General features: G+C 73.5%; 18 protein-coding genes and 1 riboswitch. Of the genes, 8 read left to right on the top strand and 10 right to left on the bottom strand.

Features of this window, described 5'->3' with window-relative positions; all coding sequences use genetic code 11:
• Positions 1-14 precede the first annotated feature (14 nt).
• Positions 15-254: an SCO4848 family membrane protein gene (locus tag ACFRAC_RS11265; protein WP_361347424.1), complete on the bottom strand. Its 240-nt coding sequence runs from the start codon at positions 252-254 to the stop codon at positions 15-17.
• Positions 255-345: 91 nt separating this feature from the next.
• Between ACFRAC_RS11265 and ACFRAC_RS11260 the strand changes: the two genes are divergently transcribed.
• Positions 346-1623 (top strand): D-alanyl-D-alanine carboxypeptidase family protein, encoded by a 1278-nt coding sequence (locus ACFRAC_RS11260; protein WP_382923478.1) that lies wholly within the window; start codon positions 346-348, stop codon positions 1621-1623.
• On the opposite strand, the gene ACFRAC_RS11255 is transcribed toward ACFRAC_RS11260, so the two are convergent.
• From ACFRAC_RS11255 to ACFRAC_RS11240, 4 genes are read right to left on the bottom strand one after another with little or no spacing between them, the layout of a single operon-like run.
• A complete protein-coding gene (locus ACFRAC_RS11255) occupies positions 1571-2542 on the bottom strand; it encodes a YihY/virulence factor BrkB family protein (protein WP_382923476.1) in 972 nt (323 codons plus the stop codon). The genes ACFRAC_RS11260 and ACFRAC_RS11255 overlap by 53 nt on opposite strands.
• Complete coding sequence (locus ACFRAC_RS11250) at positions 2530-2964, bottom strand: GtrA family protein (RefSeq protein WP_382923474.1); 435 nt, start codon at positions 2962-2964, stop codon at positions 2530-2532. The genes ACFRAC_RS11255 and ACFRAC_RS11250 overlap by 13 nt, the downstream gene beginning before the upstream one ends.
• Positions 2958-3950, bottom strand: coding sequence for a decaprenyl-phosphate phosphoribosyltransferase (locus ACFRAC_RS11245; RefSeq protein WP_382923472.1), 993 nt, complete (start codon positions 3948-3950; stop codon positions 2958-2960). Before ACFRAC_RS11245 ends, ACFRAC_RS11250 begins: the two co-directional genes overlap by 7 nt.
• The gene (locus ACFRAC_RS11240; protein WP_382923470.1) at positions 3943-4479 is read right to left on the bottom strand and encodes a phosphatase PAP2 family protein; all 537 of its coding nucleotides are present in this window, start codon (positions 4477-4479) and stop codon (positions 3943-3945) included. Before ACFRAC_RS11240 ends, ACFRAC_RS11245 begins: the two co-directional genes overlap by 8 nt.
• Positions 4480-4612: 133 nt before the next feature.
• On the opposite strand from ACFRAC_RS11240, the gene ACFRAC_RS11235 reads away from it, so the two are divergent.
• Positions 4613-5968 carry an FAD-binding protein gene (locus ACFRAC_RS11235; RefSeq protein ID WP_382923468.1) on the top strand — a complete coding sequence of 452 codons (1356 nt, stop codon included), beginning with the start codon at positions 4613-4615 and terminating at the stop codon, positions 5966-5968.
• Between the two features lie 30 nt (positions 5969-5998).
• A complete protein-coding gene (locus ACFRAC_RS11230) occupies positions 5999-6754 on the top strand; it encodes a decaprenylphospho-beta-D-erythro-pentofuranosid-2-ulose 2-reductase (RefSeq protein ID WP_382923466.1) in 756 nt (251 codons plus the stop codon).
• A 9-nt stretch (positions 6755-6763) separates the two neighbouring features.
• On the opposite strand, the gene ACFRAC_RS11225 is transcribed toward ACFRAC_RS11230, so the two are convergent.
• Entirely contained in the window at positions 6764-7342 is a 579-nt protein-coding gene (locus ACFRAC_RS11225; RefSeq protein WP_382923464.1) for a 2'-5' RNA ligase family protein, read from the bottom strand.
• Positions 7343-7547: 205 nt separating this feature from the next.
• A complete protein-coding gene (trpS, locus tag ACFRAC_RS11220; RefSeq protein WP_382923462.1) occupies positions 7548-8615 on the bottom strand; it encodes a tryptophan--tRNA ligase in 1068 nt (355 codons plus the stop codon).
• 89 nt (positions 8616-8704) lie between these two features.
• Between trpS and ACFRAC_RS11215 the strand changes: the two genes are divergently transcribed.
• The 4 genes from ACFRAC_RS11215 (at position 8705) to ACFRAC_RS11200 (ending at position 11849) form a co-directional block, all read left to right on the top strand.
• Positions 8705-9307, top strand: coding sequence for an RNA polymerase sigma factor (locus ACFRAC_RS11215; protein WP_382923460.1), 603 nt, complete (start codon positions 8705-8707; stop codon positions 9305-9307).
• On the top strand, positions 9300-10166 hold the full coding sequence (locus ACFRAC_RS11210; RefSeq protein ID WP_382923458.1) for a hypothetical protein: 867 nt from the start codon (positions 9300-9302) through the stop codon (positions 10164-10166). The genes ACFRAC_RS11215 and ACFRAC_RS11210 overlap by 8 nt, the downstream gene beginning before the upstream one ends.
• A 199-nt stretch (positions 10167-10365) precedes the next feature.
• Positions 10366-11040, top strand: coding sequence for a hypothetical protein (locus ACFRAC_RS11205; RefSeq protein ID WP_382923457.1), 675 nt, complete (start codon positions 10366-10368; stop codon positions 11038-11040).
• A gap of 35 nt (positions 11041-11075) precedes the next feature.
• Entirely contained in the window at positions 11076-11849 is a 774-nt protein-coding gene (locus tag ACFRAC_RS11200; RefSeq protein WP_382923455.1) for a hypothetical protein, read from the top strand.
• A 25-nt stretch (positions 11850-11874) separates the two neighbouring features.
• Here the strand turns inward: ACFRAC_RS11200 and ACFRAC_RS11195 are convergent, their stop codons facing one another.
• From ACFRAC_RS11195 to ACFRAC_RS11185, 3 genes are all read right to left on the bottom strand, one after another.
• A complete protein-coding gene (locus ACFRAC_RS11195; protein ID WP_382923453.1) occupies positions 11875-13323 on the bottom strand; it encodes a glycine hydroxymethyltransferase in 1449 nt (482 codons plus the stop codon).
• A 32-nt stretch (positions 13324-13355) separates the two neighbouring features.
• A riboswitch (ZMP/ZTP riboswitch) is annotated at positions 13356-13452 on the bottom strand.
• A 98-nt stretch (positions 13453-13550) separates the two neighbouring features.
• On the bottom strand, positions 13551-14735 hold the full coding sequence (locus ACFRAC_RS11190) for a glutathionylspermidine synthase family protein (protein ID WP_382923451.1): 1185 nt from the start codon (positions 14733-14735) through the stop codon (positions 13551-13553).
• Positions 14736-14750: 15 nt separating this feature from the next.
• Positions 14751-15101, bottom strand: coding sequence for a hypothetical protein (locus ACFRAC_RS11185; RefSeq protein WP_382923449.1), 351 nt, complete (start codon positions 15099-15101; stop codon positions 14751-14753).
• Positions 15102-15230: 129 nt separating this feature from the next.
• Between ACFRAC_RS11185 and ACFRAC_RS11180 the strand changes: the two genes are divergently transcribed.
• Entirely contained in the window at positions 15231-16097 is an 867-nt protein-coding gene (locus ACFRAC_RS11180; protein WP_382923731.1) for a hypothetical protein, read from the top strand.
• Positions 16098-16258 lie beyond the last annotated feature (161 nt).

Genomic DNA, 16258 nt, shown 5'->3' with positions numbered 1-16258 from the left:
CGGTGGCCGAGTTCCTATGACGTCCGGCGCAGTGCGCGCACTCCGCGCAACCCGATGGCCCCGACGACCGTCCCCAGTACGAAGGAGACGACGGCGAGCAGCAGATGCACCCAGAAGTACGCCGTGGGTCGTCCGTCCTCGAACGCGAGCCCGCTGCTGTCCTTGATCAGGTTTTTGACGAAAGTGACCCAGATGACCCAGCTCCACACTCCGAAGGCGAGCAGGAACCAGGACACGGGGCGGCTGAGCTTCATGTCCTCAGTATCGCCGCCCCCCGCCGGGTGCGCGGAGCGGGGTGAGGTCGGGAACGGGACTTCCCTGGGAACGCCCTGTACGTTTCCGCTCGTGCCCGCACCTACGAAGACCGCCAGGCGTGGCCTGCTGGTCGCCTCCGCCGTCCTGTCGTCCCTCGCGCTGACCGCGCCCGTCTCGCACGCGGCCCCCCGGCCGTCGCCGGGCACGAGTCCGTCGGCCACACCCCCGGCGGACATGTCGACCGTGGGCGGCGAGCTGCTGGGCCGGCCCGGCACCCAGGTGAACCTCGCGGGCGGCGCCCCCGTCCTGCCGAAGGACCTGTCGGCCCGCTCCTGGATCGTCGCCGACGCCGAGTCCGGCGATGTGCTCGCGGCACACAACGCGCACTGGCGGCTGGCGCCGGCGAGCACCATGAAGATGCTGTTCGCCGACACCGTGCTGCCCCGCTTCCCGAAGACCACCGAGCACAAGGTGGCCGTGTCCGACCTGGCCGGCGTCGGCGCCGGCTCCAGCGTGGTCGGCATAAAGGAGGACGAGACCTACTCGGTGCACGACCTGTGGCTCGGTGTCTTCCTGGCCTCCGGCAACGACGCCGTGCACGTGCTGTCCGCGATGAACGGCGGCGTCGACAAGACCGTGCGGGAGATGAACGAGCACGCCGAGGAGCTCCAGGCCCTCGACACGCACGTGGTCTCCCCCGACGGGTACGACGCCCCCGGCCAGGTCTCGTCGGCGTACGACCTGACGCTGTTCGCGCGCTCCGGGCTGCAGAAGAAGGACTTCCGGGAGTACTGCTCGACGGTCACCACGAAGTTCCCGGGTGCGACGAAGAAGAGCAAGGGCAAGTCGGTGCGCGGGTCCTTCGAGATCCAGAACACCAACCGGCTGCTGCGCGGCGACTCGGATATCTCGGTCTATCCGGGCATCGCCGGGGTGAAGAACGGTTACACCACCAACGCCGGTCACACCTTCACCGGGGTCGCCGAGCGCGCCGGCAGGGTCCTGCTCGTCACGGTGATGAACCCCGAGAAGCAGGAGCACAACGAGGTCTACAAGGAGTCCGCACGACTGCTCGACTGGGGCTTCCAGGCGGCCGGCAAGGTGCAGCCGGTGGGTGAGCTGGTGGCGCCGAAGAGCGCCCAGGCCGGCGAGCAGTCCGGCGCCGGGTCCGGGGAGGCCGGGGGCACCACGAGCGCGGGGAAGTCCTCGAAGCCCGCGGTGGGCGCCTCCACGGCCGGCGGAGCGGGCGGCATCGGGGTCGCGCTCGGCGTCGCCGCGGGCGTCCTCGCGCTGCTCGGCGCGGGCGTCTTCCTGGTCAACCGCCGGTGGCCGCTGCCCGACCTGGTGCGCCGCCGGGGCCGTTCCTGACCTCTCCGCCGTCGGACGGGTCCGGGCCGCCGGAGGTCTCCGGTGCCGCGGACCCGTCCCCCAGCTCGGCCTCCTTGCTGCCGGTCGCCGTCCAGGCCGCGCAGAACACCACCAGTTTCGACGTGAAGTTGATCCACAGCAGCAGGGCGACGGGCACGCCGAACGCGCCGTACATGCTCTTCGTGGCCACGCCCTGGATGTAGCCGCTGAGCAGCAGCTTCAGCAGTTCGAAGCCGATCGCGCCGATCAGCGCGGCCATCAGCAGCCGGCGGCGCGGCGGTTCGACGCCCGGCAGCAGGGTCAGCACGTACAGCAGGACCAGGAAGCCGGCGAGGACCGCGACCAGGAAGGCGGCGGCCCGTAGCAGGACCCCGCCCCAGCCGCCCTCGTCCACGCCGAGCTGACGGGTCGTCCAGCCGACCGCCGCGGAGGCGACGGTGGACGCGAGGATCGTCACCAGGATCGCGCCGCCCAGACCGACCAGGACGACGGCGTCCTTGGCCTTGTGCAGCAGCGGGTTCTCCTCCTCGTCGGGCAGCTCCCACACCGCGCGCAGGCACTCGCGCACCGAGCCCACCCAGCTGATGCCGGTGAGCAGCAGGGCGGCTGCGGCGATGAGTCCGACGGTGCCGGCGTTCTGCACGAGGGCGTCGATGTCGAGCTGGTCGGAGATGCCGGGGACCTGATCGGCCAGCCTGTCCTGGAGCTCGTCCTGCTGCTCCTTGCCGAGCGTGGCGGCCGCGATCGCCGCCGCCACGGTGAGCAGCGGGAACAGCGCGACGAAGCTCACGAAGGTCATCGCCGCCGCCAGCCGCGTCCATTTCACCCGGTCGAGGCGCTCGTAGGACCGCCAGGCGTGCGTGGTCATCAGCCGGGCCACCCAGGGGCCCACGACGGGGAGTCTCTTCAGCCAGTCCACGATCCGACTCTCCCCTCCGCACGGAACACCCATGTCCGTGTGCCCCAGAACCGCAGGACCGTAGCCAGCGCCATGCCGACAACCGCCCCCGAGACGGTGTCCGCGCGCTGGGAGGTGAACCCGAGCCCGTAGTGGCTGACGGTCAGGCAGAGTAGCTGGACGGCGGCTCCGGCGGCGTTCACCGCGAGGAAGGCGGCGTAGGGGCGCGGTCCGCGCGGCCGGGTGTGCCGGTAGGTGCCGAGGGCGTTCCCGGCGTAGGCGACCGTGCAGCCGGCGAGGAAGGACAGGCCCTTGGCGGTGAGCGGGCCGAGCCCCGCGGGCCCGCGCAGGGCGGTGAACAGCGCGAGGTCGACGGCGTAGGCGGAGAGCCCGGCGGCGGCGAACCCCAGGACCTCGCGGCGGGTGGGCCGCGCCCCTACCAATTGGCCACCGCCAGCCCGTACATCGTCATCCACACCACCCCGATGACCGCCAGGGCCCGGTCGCGCAGGACCACCTCCTCGGGCTCGCCCGCGGTGCCCCGGTCGGCGAACACGGCGTACCGCAGGATCGCGAGGACGAAGGCGACCATGGACAGCTGGCGCCAGGGCAGCACGCTGGTGTGCGGAACACCGCCCTCCTCCAGGGCCCACAGGCAGTACCCGAGCACGGCGACCCCGGCCGCGAGCTGCCAGACGAAACGCAGGTAGCCGGGGGTGTACTCGGTGAGCAACGCGCGTGTGGCGCCCGCCTTCGCGGCCATCTGGACGGCTTCGGAGTAGCGCTTGGCCGCCACCATGAACAGCGCCCCGAACCCGGTGGTGATGAGGAACCAGCGCGAGAGCGGGATGCCGAGCGCGAGCCCGCCGGCCACGGCCCGCATCAGAAAACCGGTCGTGACGATCGCGAGGTCGACCACGAGGACGTGTTTGAGACGCACGCAGTACGCCAGTTGCATGCCGACGTAGGCCACCAGCAGGGCCGCGACGGCCGGGGCGGCCAGCCAGGCGGCGAGGGCGGGCACGAGGACGGCGAGCGTGCCGCCGGCCGCGTAGGCGACGGGGACGGGCACCTGCCCGGCGGCGACCGGGCGCCGGCGTTTGGTGGGGTGGGCGCGGTCCGCCTCGGCGTCGCGGGCGTCGTTGACCAGGTAGACGGCGGCGGCGCAGGCGGTGAAGAGCGCGAAGACGAGCGCCACTTGGGTCAGGGCGTGCACCGAGAAGAGCCGGCCCGCGGCGGCCGGGGCGGCGACGACCAGGACGTTCTTGACCCACTGCTTGGGACGCGCGGTCCTGAGCAGGCCCACCGCCATTCCTCGCGCGCCACGTCCACCGGAGGGGGGTGCCGTCGGGGGCACCGGTCTGCGCTGCTCGTGGAGCGTCGCCTCCCTGGCGCGCGCGGCGCTCGTCAGGGGCCCGGCCTCAGCCATGGATGCCTCCCGTGTCCATCCAGCGCGCTCCGAGGCGCACCGTGAGCGCGCCGAGGGCCGCGCCCGCGGCCACGTCCGAGGGGTAGTGCACGCCGACGACGAGACGGGACAGGCACATCGCGGCGGCGAGCGGCGCGATCGCGGGCGCGCCGAGCGCCCCGAAGGCGACGGCGGCGGCGGTGGCGGAGGCGGCGTGGGAGCTCGGGAAGGAGTGCCGGCCGGCGGTGCGCACCAGCGGTTCGACGTGCGCCGGGCGCGGGCGGCGCACGACCCGTTTGACCGCCATGCTGACGAGGTGCGCGCCGGCCGTGAGTGCCGTGCCGCGCAGCCAGGCGCCACGCCGCCCCCCGTCCGCGGCGGCCCCCGCCAGCCCCGCCGCCAGCCACAGCGCGCCGTGTTCGCCCGTCCAGGACAGGGCGCGAGCGGCGCCGGCGATCCGCGGGTCGCGGGCACGGGCGTGCAGGGCGGTCAGGATGCGGTGGTCCGCCCCCCGAAGACCTGGCGGATCGATGGCGTCGAGGTGGTCCATGTGGACCCACTGTTCACGCCCACGGGGCCGTCATTACGGCAATATTGGGCGACATCCCATTAATCACCCATTTCGGGGAGGGCCGGAATGTTTCAGAAGTAATGCCGCACAAGCGGGCGCTACGGTCGCCGACATGCCTGCCGAGACCGTCTCCGTCACGGGATGGGGCCGCACCGCCCCCACCACCTCCCTGCTGATCCGCCCCCGGACCTACGAGGAGGCCGCGGCGGCGGTCCGTGGCTGCGGGGCGCGCGGCGGCATCCCGCGGGGCCTGGGGCGGGCGTACGGGGACGCGGCGCAGAACGCCGGAGGCGCGATCTTCGACATGACCGGCCTGGACCGTGTGCACGCCGTCGACGCGGCGGGCGGGGTCGTCTCGTGCGACGCGGGCGTCTCCCTGCACCGGCTCATGGAGGTCCTGCTGCCCCTCGGCTGGTTCGTGCCCGTCACCCCCGGGACCCGCTATGTGACGGTCGGCGGCGCGATCGGCGCGGACATCCACGGCAAGAACCACCATGTGTCCGGCTCCTTCTCCCGGCACGTCCTGTCGCTGGAACTCCTCACCGCCGACGGCGAGATCCGCACGGTCCCGCGCGGCACCCCCCTGTTCGACGCCACCACCGGCGGCATGGGCCTGACCGGCGTGATCCTCACCGCCACCCTGCAACTCCAGCCGGTGCAGACCTCGCTGATGACGGTCGACACCGAGCGGGCGAACGACCTGGACGACGTGATGGCCAGGATGACGGCCACCGACGACCAGTACCGGTACTCGGTCGCCTGGATCGACCTGCTGGCGCGCGGCGCCGCGACCGGGCGCGCGGTGCTCACCCGAGGCGACCACGCCCCCCTGGAGGCGCTGCCGAAGGGCACGCGCGCGCGTAGGCACCCGCTCGCCTTCCGGCCCTTCCGGCTGCCCGCCGTCCCCGCCGTGCTGCCCGAGGGGCTGCTGAGCCGCCATACCGTCGGCTGGTTCAACGGGCTCTGGTACCGCAGGGCCCCCCGCGCGCGCACCGGACAGCTCCAGCGGCTGTCCGCCTTCTTCCACCCGCTGGACGGGGTGCCGCACTGGAACCGGATCTACGGCCGGGGCGGCTTCGTGCAGTACCAGTTCACCGTCGGGCACGGCCAGGAGGACACCCTGCGCAGGATCGTGCGGCGGGTGTCCGAGCATCGCTGCCCGTCCTTCCTGGCCGTGCTCAAGCGGTTCGGGGACGCCGACCCGGGCTGGCTCTCGTTCCCCCGGTCCGGCTGGACCCTGGCCCTGGACATCCCCGCCGGACTGCCCGGCCTGGGCGCCCTCCTGGACACGCTGGACGAGGACGTGGCCTCGGCCGGCGGACGCGTCTACCTCGCCAAGGACTCCCGGCTGCGGCCCGAACTGCTCGCCGCGATGTACCCGCGCCTGGACGACTTCCGCGCGCTGCGCGCCCGACTGGACCCGCGCGGCGTCCTCGTCTCGGACCTGGCCCGCCGCCTCGACCTCTAACCCCCGGCCCCACTACCCCAAGGAGCTGTCGTGAAGGACGCCTTCGGCATTCCCCAGTCCCTGCTCGTCCTCGGCGGCACATCCGAGATCGCGCTGGCCACCGCCCGCCGGCTGATCGCGCGCCGCACCCGCACCGTCTGGCTGGCGGGCCGCCCCTCGCCCGCCCTGGACCGGTCCGCCGCCGATCTGCGCGCCCTGGGGGCCGACGTGCGCACGGTCGCCTTCGACGCGCTCGACCCCGAGTCCCACGAGGCGGTGCTCGGCAAGGTGTTCGCCGAGGGCGACATCGACATGGTGCTGCTCGCCTTCGGCATCCTCGGCGACCAGGCGCGCGACGAGCGCGAGCCGCTGAACGCGGTCCGGGTCGCCCAGACCAACTACACGGGTGCCGTGTCCGCCGCCCTGATCAGCGCCTGCGCCCTGCAGTCCCAGGGGCACGGCTCGCTGGTGGTGCTGTCCTCGGTCGCCGGTGAGCGGGCGCGCCGCGTCAACTTCATCTACGGCTCCAGCAAGGCCGGCCTGGACGCCTTCACGCAGGGACTGGGCGACGCGCTGCACGGCACCGGCGTGCACGTCATGGTCGTGCGCCCCGGGTTCGTGCGCTCGAAGATGACCGCCGACCGCGAGGAGGCGCCGTTCGCGACGACCCCGGAGGCGGTCGCCACGGCGATCGAGGTGGGGCTGCGGCGGCGCTCGGAGACGGTGTGGGTGCCCGGCGCGCTGCGGGTGGTGATGTCGGCGCTGCGGCACGTCCCGCGCGCCGTCTTCCGCCGGCTGCCCGTGTGAGGACGGCGGCTACGACGCCGGGATGGATCCGCGCTCGACGTGCCCGGCCTGCGGGGGCACCACCGGGCCGCCGAAGGTGAAGTCCCGCAGCTTGCGCCAGACGCCGTCGGCGCCCTGCTCGTACAGGGCGAAGCCGGTGCAGGGCCACTCGGCCCGGTAGTCGGCCAGCTCCTCGAACGCGCGGTCCATCGACTCCTCGTCGATGCCGTGGGCGACGGTCACGTGCGGGTGGTACGGGAACTGCAGCTCGCGCGCGACGGGCCCGGAGGCGTCCCGGACCTGCTTCTGCAGCCAGGTGCAGGCTTCGGCGCCCTCGACGACCTGGACGTAGACCACCGGCGACAGCGGCCGGAAGGTGCCCGTGCCGGACAGCCGCATCGGGAAGGGGCGTCCGTTCGCCGCGACCTCCGCCAGATGCGCCTCGATCGCGGGCAGCAGCGAGGAGTCGACCTCGGTCGGCGGCAGCAGCGTGACGTGCGTGGGGATGCCGTGAGCCGCGGCGTCGCCGAAGCCCGCGCGCCGCTCCTGGAGCAGGCTGCCGTGAGGCTCCGGGACCGCGATCGACACACCGATCGTTACGGTCCCCACGTCGTCTCCTGTCGTTCGTCGGTGAGTCCGCCGTCGCGGAGCTCGTGCCCATCGGGTGAGCGCGGGTGACGGCCGATGCCGTCACCCGTTATCGACTGTACGGCCACGGCCCCGCCGCGGGCAGGCGCAACCGAAGTGATGTGCAGCGCTGTGCGGTGGTACGGCCGGCGTAGCACCGCGTCCCGCCGCCCCCGGTGGGGCGGGGTCAGTGCTTGGCGGGCAGGAAGCCCACCCTGTCGTACGCCAGGGAGAGCGTCTCCGCGGCGACGGCACGCGCCTTCTCCGCCCCCTTGGCCAGGATCGAGTCGAGCGTCTCCGGGTCGTCCAGGTACTGCTGGGTGCGCTCCCGGAAGGGCGTCACGAACTCGACCATGACCTCAGCGAGGTCCGTCTTGAGCGCACCGTAGCCCTTGCCGTCGTACTTCTGCTCCAGTTCCCCGATTCCCGTACCCGTGAGGGTCGAGTAGATGGTGAGCAGGTTGCTGACGCCCGGCTTGTTCTCGACGTCGTGGCGGACGACGGTGTCGGTGTCGGTGACCGCGCTCCTGACCTTCTTGGCGGTGGCCCTCGGCTCGTCCAGGAGGTTGATCAGGCCCTTCGGCGTGGACGCCGACTTGCTCATCTTGATCGACGGGTCCTGGAGGTCGTAGATCTTCGCCGTCTCCTTGAGGATGTACGGCTTCGGGAGCGTGAAGGTCTCGCCGAAACGGCTGTTGAAGCGCGTGGCGAGGTCACGGGTGAGCTCGATGTGCTGGCGCTGGTCCTCGCCGACGGGGACCTCGTTGGCCTGGTACAGCAGGATGTCCGCGACCTGGAGCACCGGGTACGTGAACAGGCCGACCGAGGCGCGGTCCGCGCCCTGCTTGGCGGACTTGTCCTTGAACTGGGTCATGCGGCTGGCCTCGCCGAAGCCGGTGAGGCAGTTCATGACCCAGGCGAGCTGGGTGTGCTCGGGGACGTGGCTCTGCACGAACAGCGTGCAGCGCTCCGGGTCGAGTCCGGCGGCCAGCAGCTGGGCGGCGGCCAGCCGGGTGTTGGCGCGCAGCTCGGCCGGGTCCTGCGGGACCGTGATCGCGTGCAGGTCGACGACCATGTAGAACGCGTCGTGGGTGTCCTGGAGCGCCACCCACTGGCGGACGGCGCCGAGGTAGTTGCCGAGGTGGAACGAACCGGCGGTGGGCTGGATCCCGGAGAGTACGCGCGGGCTGCCCGGCACGGCGGAGCCGTTCCCCTGAGGGTGGTCGTGGGCGGCGAGTGGGCGATCAGTGGCCATGTCCACCATTCTCTCAGGTCCAGGGAGCCGGTCCGGAACGAGCCACGACCGGATGGGAACCGATCCCGTCCGGGCGGTGTAACAAAGACGTGAGGACGCGGGAGGGGGGCCGCATCGTCGATGAGGCCGCGGTGATCGCACGCGTACGCGCCGGTGAGCCGGAGGCGTACGCGCAGCTGGTGCGGGCTCATACGGGTATCGCGCTCAGGGCGGCCGCCGCGCTCGGCGCGGGTGCGGACGCGGAGGACGTGGTGCAGCAGGCGTTCGTCAAGGCGTACTGCTCGCTGGGCCGTTTCAAGGACGGCTCGGCCTTCCGGCCGTGGCTGCTGTCGATCGTGGCCAATGAGACGAGGAACACAGTGCGGGCGGCGGCCCGTCGGCGCACCCTCGCCGGGCGCGAGGCCGCGCTGGTCGAGGCGGACCCGCTGATACCGGAGGCGGCGGACCCGGCGGTCGCCGCGCTGGAGCGGGAGCGCCGGGCCGCCCTCCAGGCCGCCCTGGGCCGGCTGAGCGAGGAGCACCGCCTGGTCGTCACCTACCGCTATCTCCTGGAGATGGACGAGGGGGAGACGGCCCAGGCACTGGGCTGGCCCCGTGGCACGGTGAAGTCCCGGCTGAACCGCGCGCTGCGGAAGCTGGGGCGGCTGCTGCCGGAATTCGAGCCTCGGGAAGGGGGTGCGGAGCATGGGTGACGGACGGCCGGCCGGCGGGAGTCGCGATCATGATGGAGAGGGCTCCGGCCTGCCCGAGGAACTGCGGGCGCTCGGGCGTTCCCTGGACGCGCGGGGCGGCCCGGACGGCGCCGAGACGATGGTCGAGCGGGTGCTGGCCGAGATACTCGCCGGGCATCTGTCCGTCGCGGCGCCCGAACCGCCGGGCCCGCGCGAGCGGCTGCGCGCGCTGCGCCGCTGGGCACGGAGGCGGTGGCGTGCTCTGACGGCCGCGCTGTGCGGCCTGCTGACCGTGCTCGTGCTCACGCCTCCGGTGCGGGCGGCCGTCCTCGACTGGTTCGGCTTCGCGGGCGCCGAGATCCGGTACGACCCTTCGGCGACGCCCTCCCCCGGTACCCGGGTCCCCGGGTGCGGGCGCTCGGTGCCGCTCGCCGAGGCGGAGCGCCGCGCCGGGTTCGCTCCGGTGGTGCCCGCGCGACTCGGGACACCGGACGCGGTCGCCGTCACGCGTGAGCCGCGCGACCGGTTCGTGGTCAGCCTCTGCTGGCACGAGGACGGGCGCACGGTCCGGCTGGACGAGCGGCGGGCGGGTCTGGACTTCCGTTTCGCCAAGACGGTCCGTGAGCAGCCGCGGTGGATCACGCTCGGCCCCGAGGGGACGGACGGCGAGGCGCCCGCCACGGCCCTGTGGTTCGCCCGGCCGCATCTGCTCTCCTTCTGGCTCCAGGACACGCACGGCCTCTTCGAGCGGAAGGTGCGCACAGCCGGCCCGACGCTGCTGTGGGCGTATGAGGCCGGGGGCGGGACGGTGACGCTCCGGCTGGAGGGGATCGAGGAGGCCGGGCGGGCGACGGAGATCGCCCGGTCCCTGAAGGAGTGAGGGCTCGCGTTCCCGGTGCCGGTCTCGGTGCCCGTCCAGGAAAGGTGGGGCGGAGATGGGAACCGAGGGGGGCCGGGCGGTGTACCAGAAGTGACATGCGGCTCGGGGACGGGCCGCTCGGGGACCGCTCGGGTTGGGGGTTCGGATGTGGGGAGCCGGAGAGGGCCGCTTGCGGGGCGCGGGGCGCCGACTGGCGGGCGTGACAGGGGCGTTGCTCGCGGGCTGTGCCCTGCTGCTGTGGGGAGCGGCGCCGATGGCGTCCGCCGGAGGGCCGACGAGCGTGCTCCTTGCGGCGCCGGGGAGTGGGCGGACGGCGTCGCTGTACCACTCCGACCTGCGGTACGCCGCGCTGGAGGAACTGCTCGGCACACCGGCCAGAGGCTCACGGCAGCAGCCGCCGGAGGAGGACCTGATGGCGGCCGATCAGGTCAACGTCAGCTGGATGATCCACGACGTCACGCCGTGGCGCATCGACCGGCTCCATCGGATGGCCCGCGGACAGGACGTGTGGATCCGCAGGACGCAGGACGTCGCGCGCCAGACGAAGGGCACCTGGTACCGGGCCGCCCGGCCGGGCGAGCTGCGTGCCCTGCTCGACGACCTGGGCCTGTCGGGCGGGTCACCGGCGCCGGTGGCGTCGAAGGCGGACGGGGGTGCGCGGGAGGCCGCCACCGACCCGGCGGAGGCGGTGGGCTCGGCACCTCCCGTGCGGTCGTCGTCCGGGCCGGGCGCCGGTACGGGGTGGTGGTGGGCCGTGCCGGGCGCGGTGGCCGGAGCGGTCCTGGCGCTGGGCCTGCGCCCGTTCGTGACCCGGCGCCCCTGGGACCGGCTGCGCGGTGAGCCGGGGCCGCGTCAGGAACTGCGGGACGTGTGACCGGCGGGGCGGGGCATCGGCCGAGGAGGGGAGCCATGGCGGCGACGGAGGCGGGGCGCGGCCGGGACGGAGGGCGCCGGCGGTGGGGTGCGGGCGGACCGAGGCGGGCCGGGGGTGTGGTCCTCCTGCTGGTGTCGGGGGCGCTGGTCTGCGGGCCCGTGGCGGTCGCCTCGGCGGCGCCGGTGCGGGTGCGTGACGTTCCCGATGTGGCCGTGGTCGTCGCGGGCACCGGCGGGCGGACGACGGCGCTGCGCTCCGGCGACCGGGACTTCGCCCGGCTGTGGCAGCTGTTCCAGCCCTCCTACGTGGGGACGGAGCGGGTGCCCGAGGAGTGGGTCGAGGGGCGTCATCCGCCGGTCCGGCTGACCGTGTTCTGGGGGCTGACGGGCGTCGGGGGCTGGCCGCGGACGGACCGGGCGCCCGGCGGGGACGTGGCCCTGCGGCGGCAGGATCAGCTGTTCGTGGCCGGCGACGGCACCCCTTGGGTGCGCTCGGACCTCGCACCGGACGTCGAGGACGACGACATCCGCTGGCATCGCGCGCCGCGGTCCGTGCTCCAGCGGCTGGAGCGGGGGCGGCTGTTCGGCGCGGCGGCGGGCTCCCCGGCGACGGAGGCCGTCGCCGGGGACGGAGACGGGGAGCGCTCCGGGCCCGATGCGGGTGAGGTGCGGTGGGCGGTGGCGGGGCTCGTCGTCGGGCTCGCGAGCGGGGCGGGCGGGACCATGCTGATACGCCGCGCGGCGGCCCGGCAGGCAGCCGGACCGCCGCGGGAGGGGCCACGCCGGGAGCTGATCGACCTGGACCGGTGAGGCGCCGGGGCGCCTCGTCGCGACGTCAGCCCAGGTCGATCTGCGGGTAGAGCGGGAAGCCGGCCACGAGGTCGGAGGCCCGGCGGGAGATCTCGTCCGAGACCTTCGCGTCGAGGACGTGGGCCGCCTTGGAGGGGGCGCCCGACTTGGTGGTGCCCGGCTCGGTGGCGGTGAGGACGCGGTCCATGAGGGCGGCGACCTCGTCCATCTCGGCGGTGCCCAGGCCCCGGGTGGTCAGGGCGGGCGTGCCGACGCGGATGCCGGAGGTGTACCAGGCGCCGTTCGGGTCGGCCGGGATGGCGTTGCGGTTGGTGACGATGCCGGAGTCGAGGAGCGCGGCCTCGGCCTGGCGGCCGGTGAGGCCGTAGGAGGAGGCGACGTCGATCAGGTTCAGATGGTTGTCGGTGCCGCCGGTGACCAGGGTGGCGCCCCGGCGCGTCAGGCCCTCGGCCAGCGCGCGGGAGTTGTCCACGATGCGCTGGGCGTAGTCCTGGAACGCGGGCTGCCGGGCCTCGGCGAGGGCGACGGCCTTGGCGGCCATGACGTGCGGGAGCGGTCCGCCGAGGACCATCGGGCAGCCGCGGTCGACCTGGTCCTTGAGGGAGTCGTCGCACAGCACCATGCCGCCGCGCGGGCCGCGCAGCGACTTGTGGGTGGTGGTGGTGACGATCTGGGCGTGCGGGACCGGGTCGAAGTCGCCGGTGAGGACCTTGCCGGCGACGAGACCGGCGAAGTGGGCCATGTCGACCATGAGCGTGGCGCCGACCTCGTCGGCGATCTCACGCATGATCCGGAAGTTCACGAGACGGGGGTACGCGGAGTAGCCGGCGACGATGATCAGCGGCTTGAACTCGCGGGCGGACACGCGCAGCGCCTCGTAGTCGATCAGGCCGGTGGCCGGATCGGTGCCGTAGGAGCGCTGGTCGAACATCTTGCCGGAGATGTTCGGGCGGAAGCCATGGGTGAGGTGGCCGCCGGCGTCCAGAGACATGCCGAGCATGCGCTGGTTGCCGAAAGCGCGGCGCAGTTCGGCCCAGTCGGCCTCGGAGAGGTCGTTGACCTGGCGGACGCCGGCCTTCTCCAGGGCGGGGGCCTCGACCCGGTCGGCCAGGACGGCCCAGAAGGCGACGAGGTTGGCGTCGATGCCGGAGTGCGGCTGGACGTAGGCGTGCCGGGCGCCGAAGAGCTCCTTGGCGTGCTCGGCGGCCAGGGACTCGACGGTGTCGACGTTGCGGCAGCCGGCGTAGAAGCGGCGGCCGACGGTGCCCTCGGCGTACTTGTCGCTGAACCAGTTGCCCATCGCCAGCAGGGTGGCCGGGGAGGCGTAGTTCTCGGAGGCGATCAGCTTGAGCATCTCGCGCTGGTCGGCGACCTCCTGCCCGATCGCGTCGGCCACGCGCGGCTCGACGGCGCGGATCACGTCGAGGGCGGCACGGAAGGCGGTGGACTCGGGAGAGAGGGACTCGGCTGGCATGGGGGACCTCCGGACGTCGTGTGCAGCGTTCACGGGACGGCCCAGGCGCACGGCACTCGGTCTGGACGAGGTCCAGGGGCCGCTCCCCGATGGTTGATCCATCCCAGCGCGCCAGTCACGGCCCGTGAGCCAGCCTACCGGGCAGGCCGGGCCGCAAGGCCGCACGTCCACGATGCGGGCCAGGCACCCGGGGGCCGCTCGGGCGGGCTGCCGGGCAGGGGGTGCCGTCAGAGGATCACGTGCGGGAGGAACCGGGCGTACTCGTCGGTGATCAGTCCGGAGGACTCGCGGATGCCGAGGCCGGCCGGTTCGTCCTCGACCACCCAGGCGCCGAGGACGACGTGGTTGCCGTCGAACGTGGGCAGCGGGGCGAGTTGCTGGTAGCAGCAGGGCTCGTCGCGCACCTCGGCGGGGGCGCCCTTCTCGTGCACGGTGACCCCGGCGCCCTCGCGGCCGAGCAGGGGCTTGGCGACGTAGCCCGTCGTGTCCGCCAGGTCGCGGGGGCCGTCGAGGTGGGCGGGCAGGAGGTTGGGGTGGTCCGGAAAGAGGTCCCACAGGACCGCGAGGAGGGCCTTGTTGCTGAGGAGCATCTTCCAGGCCGGTTCGATCCACAGCGTGGTGCCGGTGCCGCCGCCGTTGTCGAGGGTGTCGAGGACGTGCCCGGCGAAGCGGTCGGAGGTCAGCCACTCCCACGGGTAGAGCTTGAAGCAGCTGCGGATGAACCGGAGCCGGGTGTCGACGAAGCGGCCCGAGAGCCGGTCCCAGCCGATCTCCTCCATGGAGATCCAGCCGGTGTCCAGGCCGGCCTGCTCCGCGGTCTCCTTCAGATAGGCGACGGTCATCAGGTCCTCGCCGAGTTCGTCGGCCGAGGAGTACGCGAAGTACAGGGGGCAGCCGGGCGGGAGCCGGCCGGCCTGGCTCCGCCAGGCGGCGACCAGGCGCTCGTGGAGGGAGTTCCACTGGTCGGCGCCGGGGAAGCGCTCCTGCATCCAGAACCACTGGGGTGAGGCGGCCTCCACGAGCGAGGTCGGGGTGTCGGCGTTGTACTCCAGCAGCTTGGCCGGCCCGGTGCCGTCGTAGCGCAGGTCGAAGCGCCCGTACACCGAGGGGAGTTCGGCGCGCCGGCTCCAGGACTCGGCGACCGCGTCCACGACACGGGGGTCGGTGATGCCGAGGTCCGCGAAGCGGTCCGCCGAGACGATGTGGTCGGCCGCGGCGAGGCACATGCGGTGCAGTTCCGCGACCACGTCCTCCAGCGCCTCGACCTCCTCCAGGGAGAAGACGTAGTAGGCGCTCTCGTCCCAGTAGGGGCGCAGGAAGCCGTCGGGATGGCGGGTGAGGGGGTAGACGAGGCCCTGCTCCTCGACCGTCCGCTGCCAGCCGGGGCGGGGTTCGATCGTGCGACGCCGCATCGGGGCCCTCCCGACTCAGCCGCCGCCGCTGCCGCTGCCGGAGCAGCCGAAGCCGCCCCGGTCGACGGCCTCGCTGCGGCTGAAGGTGCCAAAGTCGGCGCGGCCGCCGGACACGTCGGCGTCGTAGTACCAGGCGGCGTCGGCCCGGCCGGACGTCTTGCGGCCCTTGCCGGAGGAGGAGCCCGAACCGCGGCCGGACGCGCAGTTCTTGTCCGCGACGACCTTGTAGCCCTCGTAGGTGTGGCTGTCCCGGTCGACGCAGCGCCGGTCGGGCTCGGAGCCGCACGAGGTCAGGGCCGCGGCGATGACCCCCATGCCGCCGAGCACGACCGTGCCGGAGCGCAGCCGTCGTCGTCCGTCCGCCATGTGCGTCTCCCCCGCCGAGATCTTTTGTCCGTGGCTCGTCAGGCTGACAGCCTAGTGACCTGGTGGGCGCTCGGCGTCGTGGGGCTGGCGTTCCTCTCCTCCCCCTAGAGTCGCTTTGTGCTGTTGGGGATGATGTGCGCGTTGGGTGCGGCGCTCTGCTTCGGAGCGGCGACCGTGCTGCAGGCGATGGCCGCGCGGACGGCGAGCGCCCGGGGAGGCGGGGGCGGCGAGGCGGGCGTGCTGCTGCGCTCGCTGCGGCAGTGGCGCTATCTGGCCGGTCTGGGGCTCGACGGACTCGGGTTCGTGCTGCAGGTCGTGGCGTTGCGCTCGCTGCCCCTCTACGCCGTGAGCGCCGCGCTCGCGTCCAGCCTCGCGGTGACGGCGGTCGTCGCGGCCCGGCTGCTGCGGGTGCGGCTGAGCCGCGCCGAGTGGGGCGCGGTGGCCGTGGTGTGCGCCGGTCTGGCGATGCTGGGCCTCGCCTCCGGGGCGGAGGGCGACAAGGGGGGTTCGGACGCGCTGAAGTTCGCGATGCTCGGGGTGGCCGTGGCCGTGCTGGGCGTGGGCCTGGCCGGGGGCCGGCTGCCGGAGCGGGGGCGCGGGCTGGTGCTGGGCCTCGCGGCCGGGTTCGGCTTCGGGGTGGTGGAGGTGTCGGTACGGCTGATCGACTCGGCAACGCCCGGGCACCTGCTGGCCAACCCGGCGACGTACGCGCTGCTGCTCGGCGGTGGGGCCGCGTTCCTGGCGCTGACCTCGGCCCTCCAGCGCGGCTCGGTGACCGTGGCCACGGCGGCCCTGGTGATCGGGGAGACCGTCGGCCCGGCGCTGGTGGGCGTGGTGTGGCTGGGCGACCGCACCCGGGAGGGGCTGACCTGGCTGGCGGTGCTCGGGTTCCTGGTGTCGGTGGCGGGGGCGCTGGCACTGGCGCGCTTCGGGGAGGCGCCGCCGCCGGACGCCCCGGGGATTTCCCCGAGTGCTTCCCGGAGGCCCGGGACCTGACGCCGTGCCTGGCGTTGCGCTGTACCGGCCGACGGGCGGCCGGAGCGAACAGGGGGTGGTCACGGGACCGGACGACGCACAGATCGTCGAGGTGTTCAGCCGCGAGCCCGGGGGACCGACCGCGGACATCACGCTGGACCCGGAGAAGGACGGCGAGATCG

Source organism: Streptomyces sp. NPDC056628, from assembly GCF_042792555.1.
Taxonomy (GTDB): Bacteria; Actinomycetota; Actinomycetes; order Streptomycetales; family Streptomycetaceae; genus Streptomyces.
The sequence above is the reverse complement of the archived record's forward strand: the minus strand, read 5'-3'. Positions and strand labels throughout refer to the sequence as shown.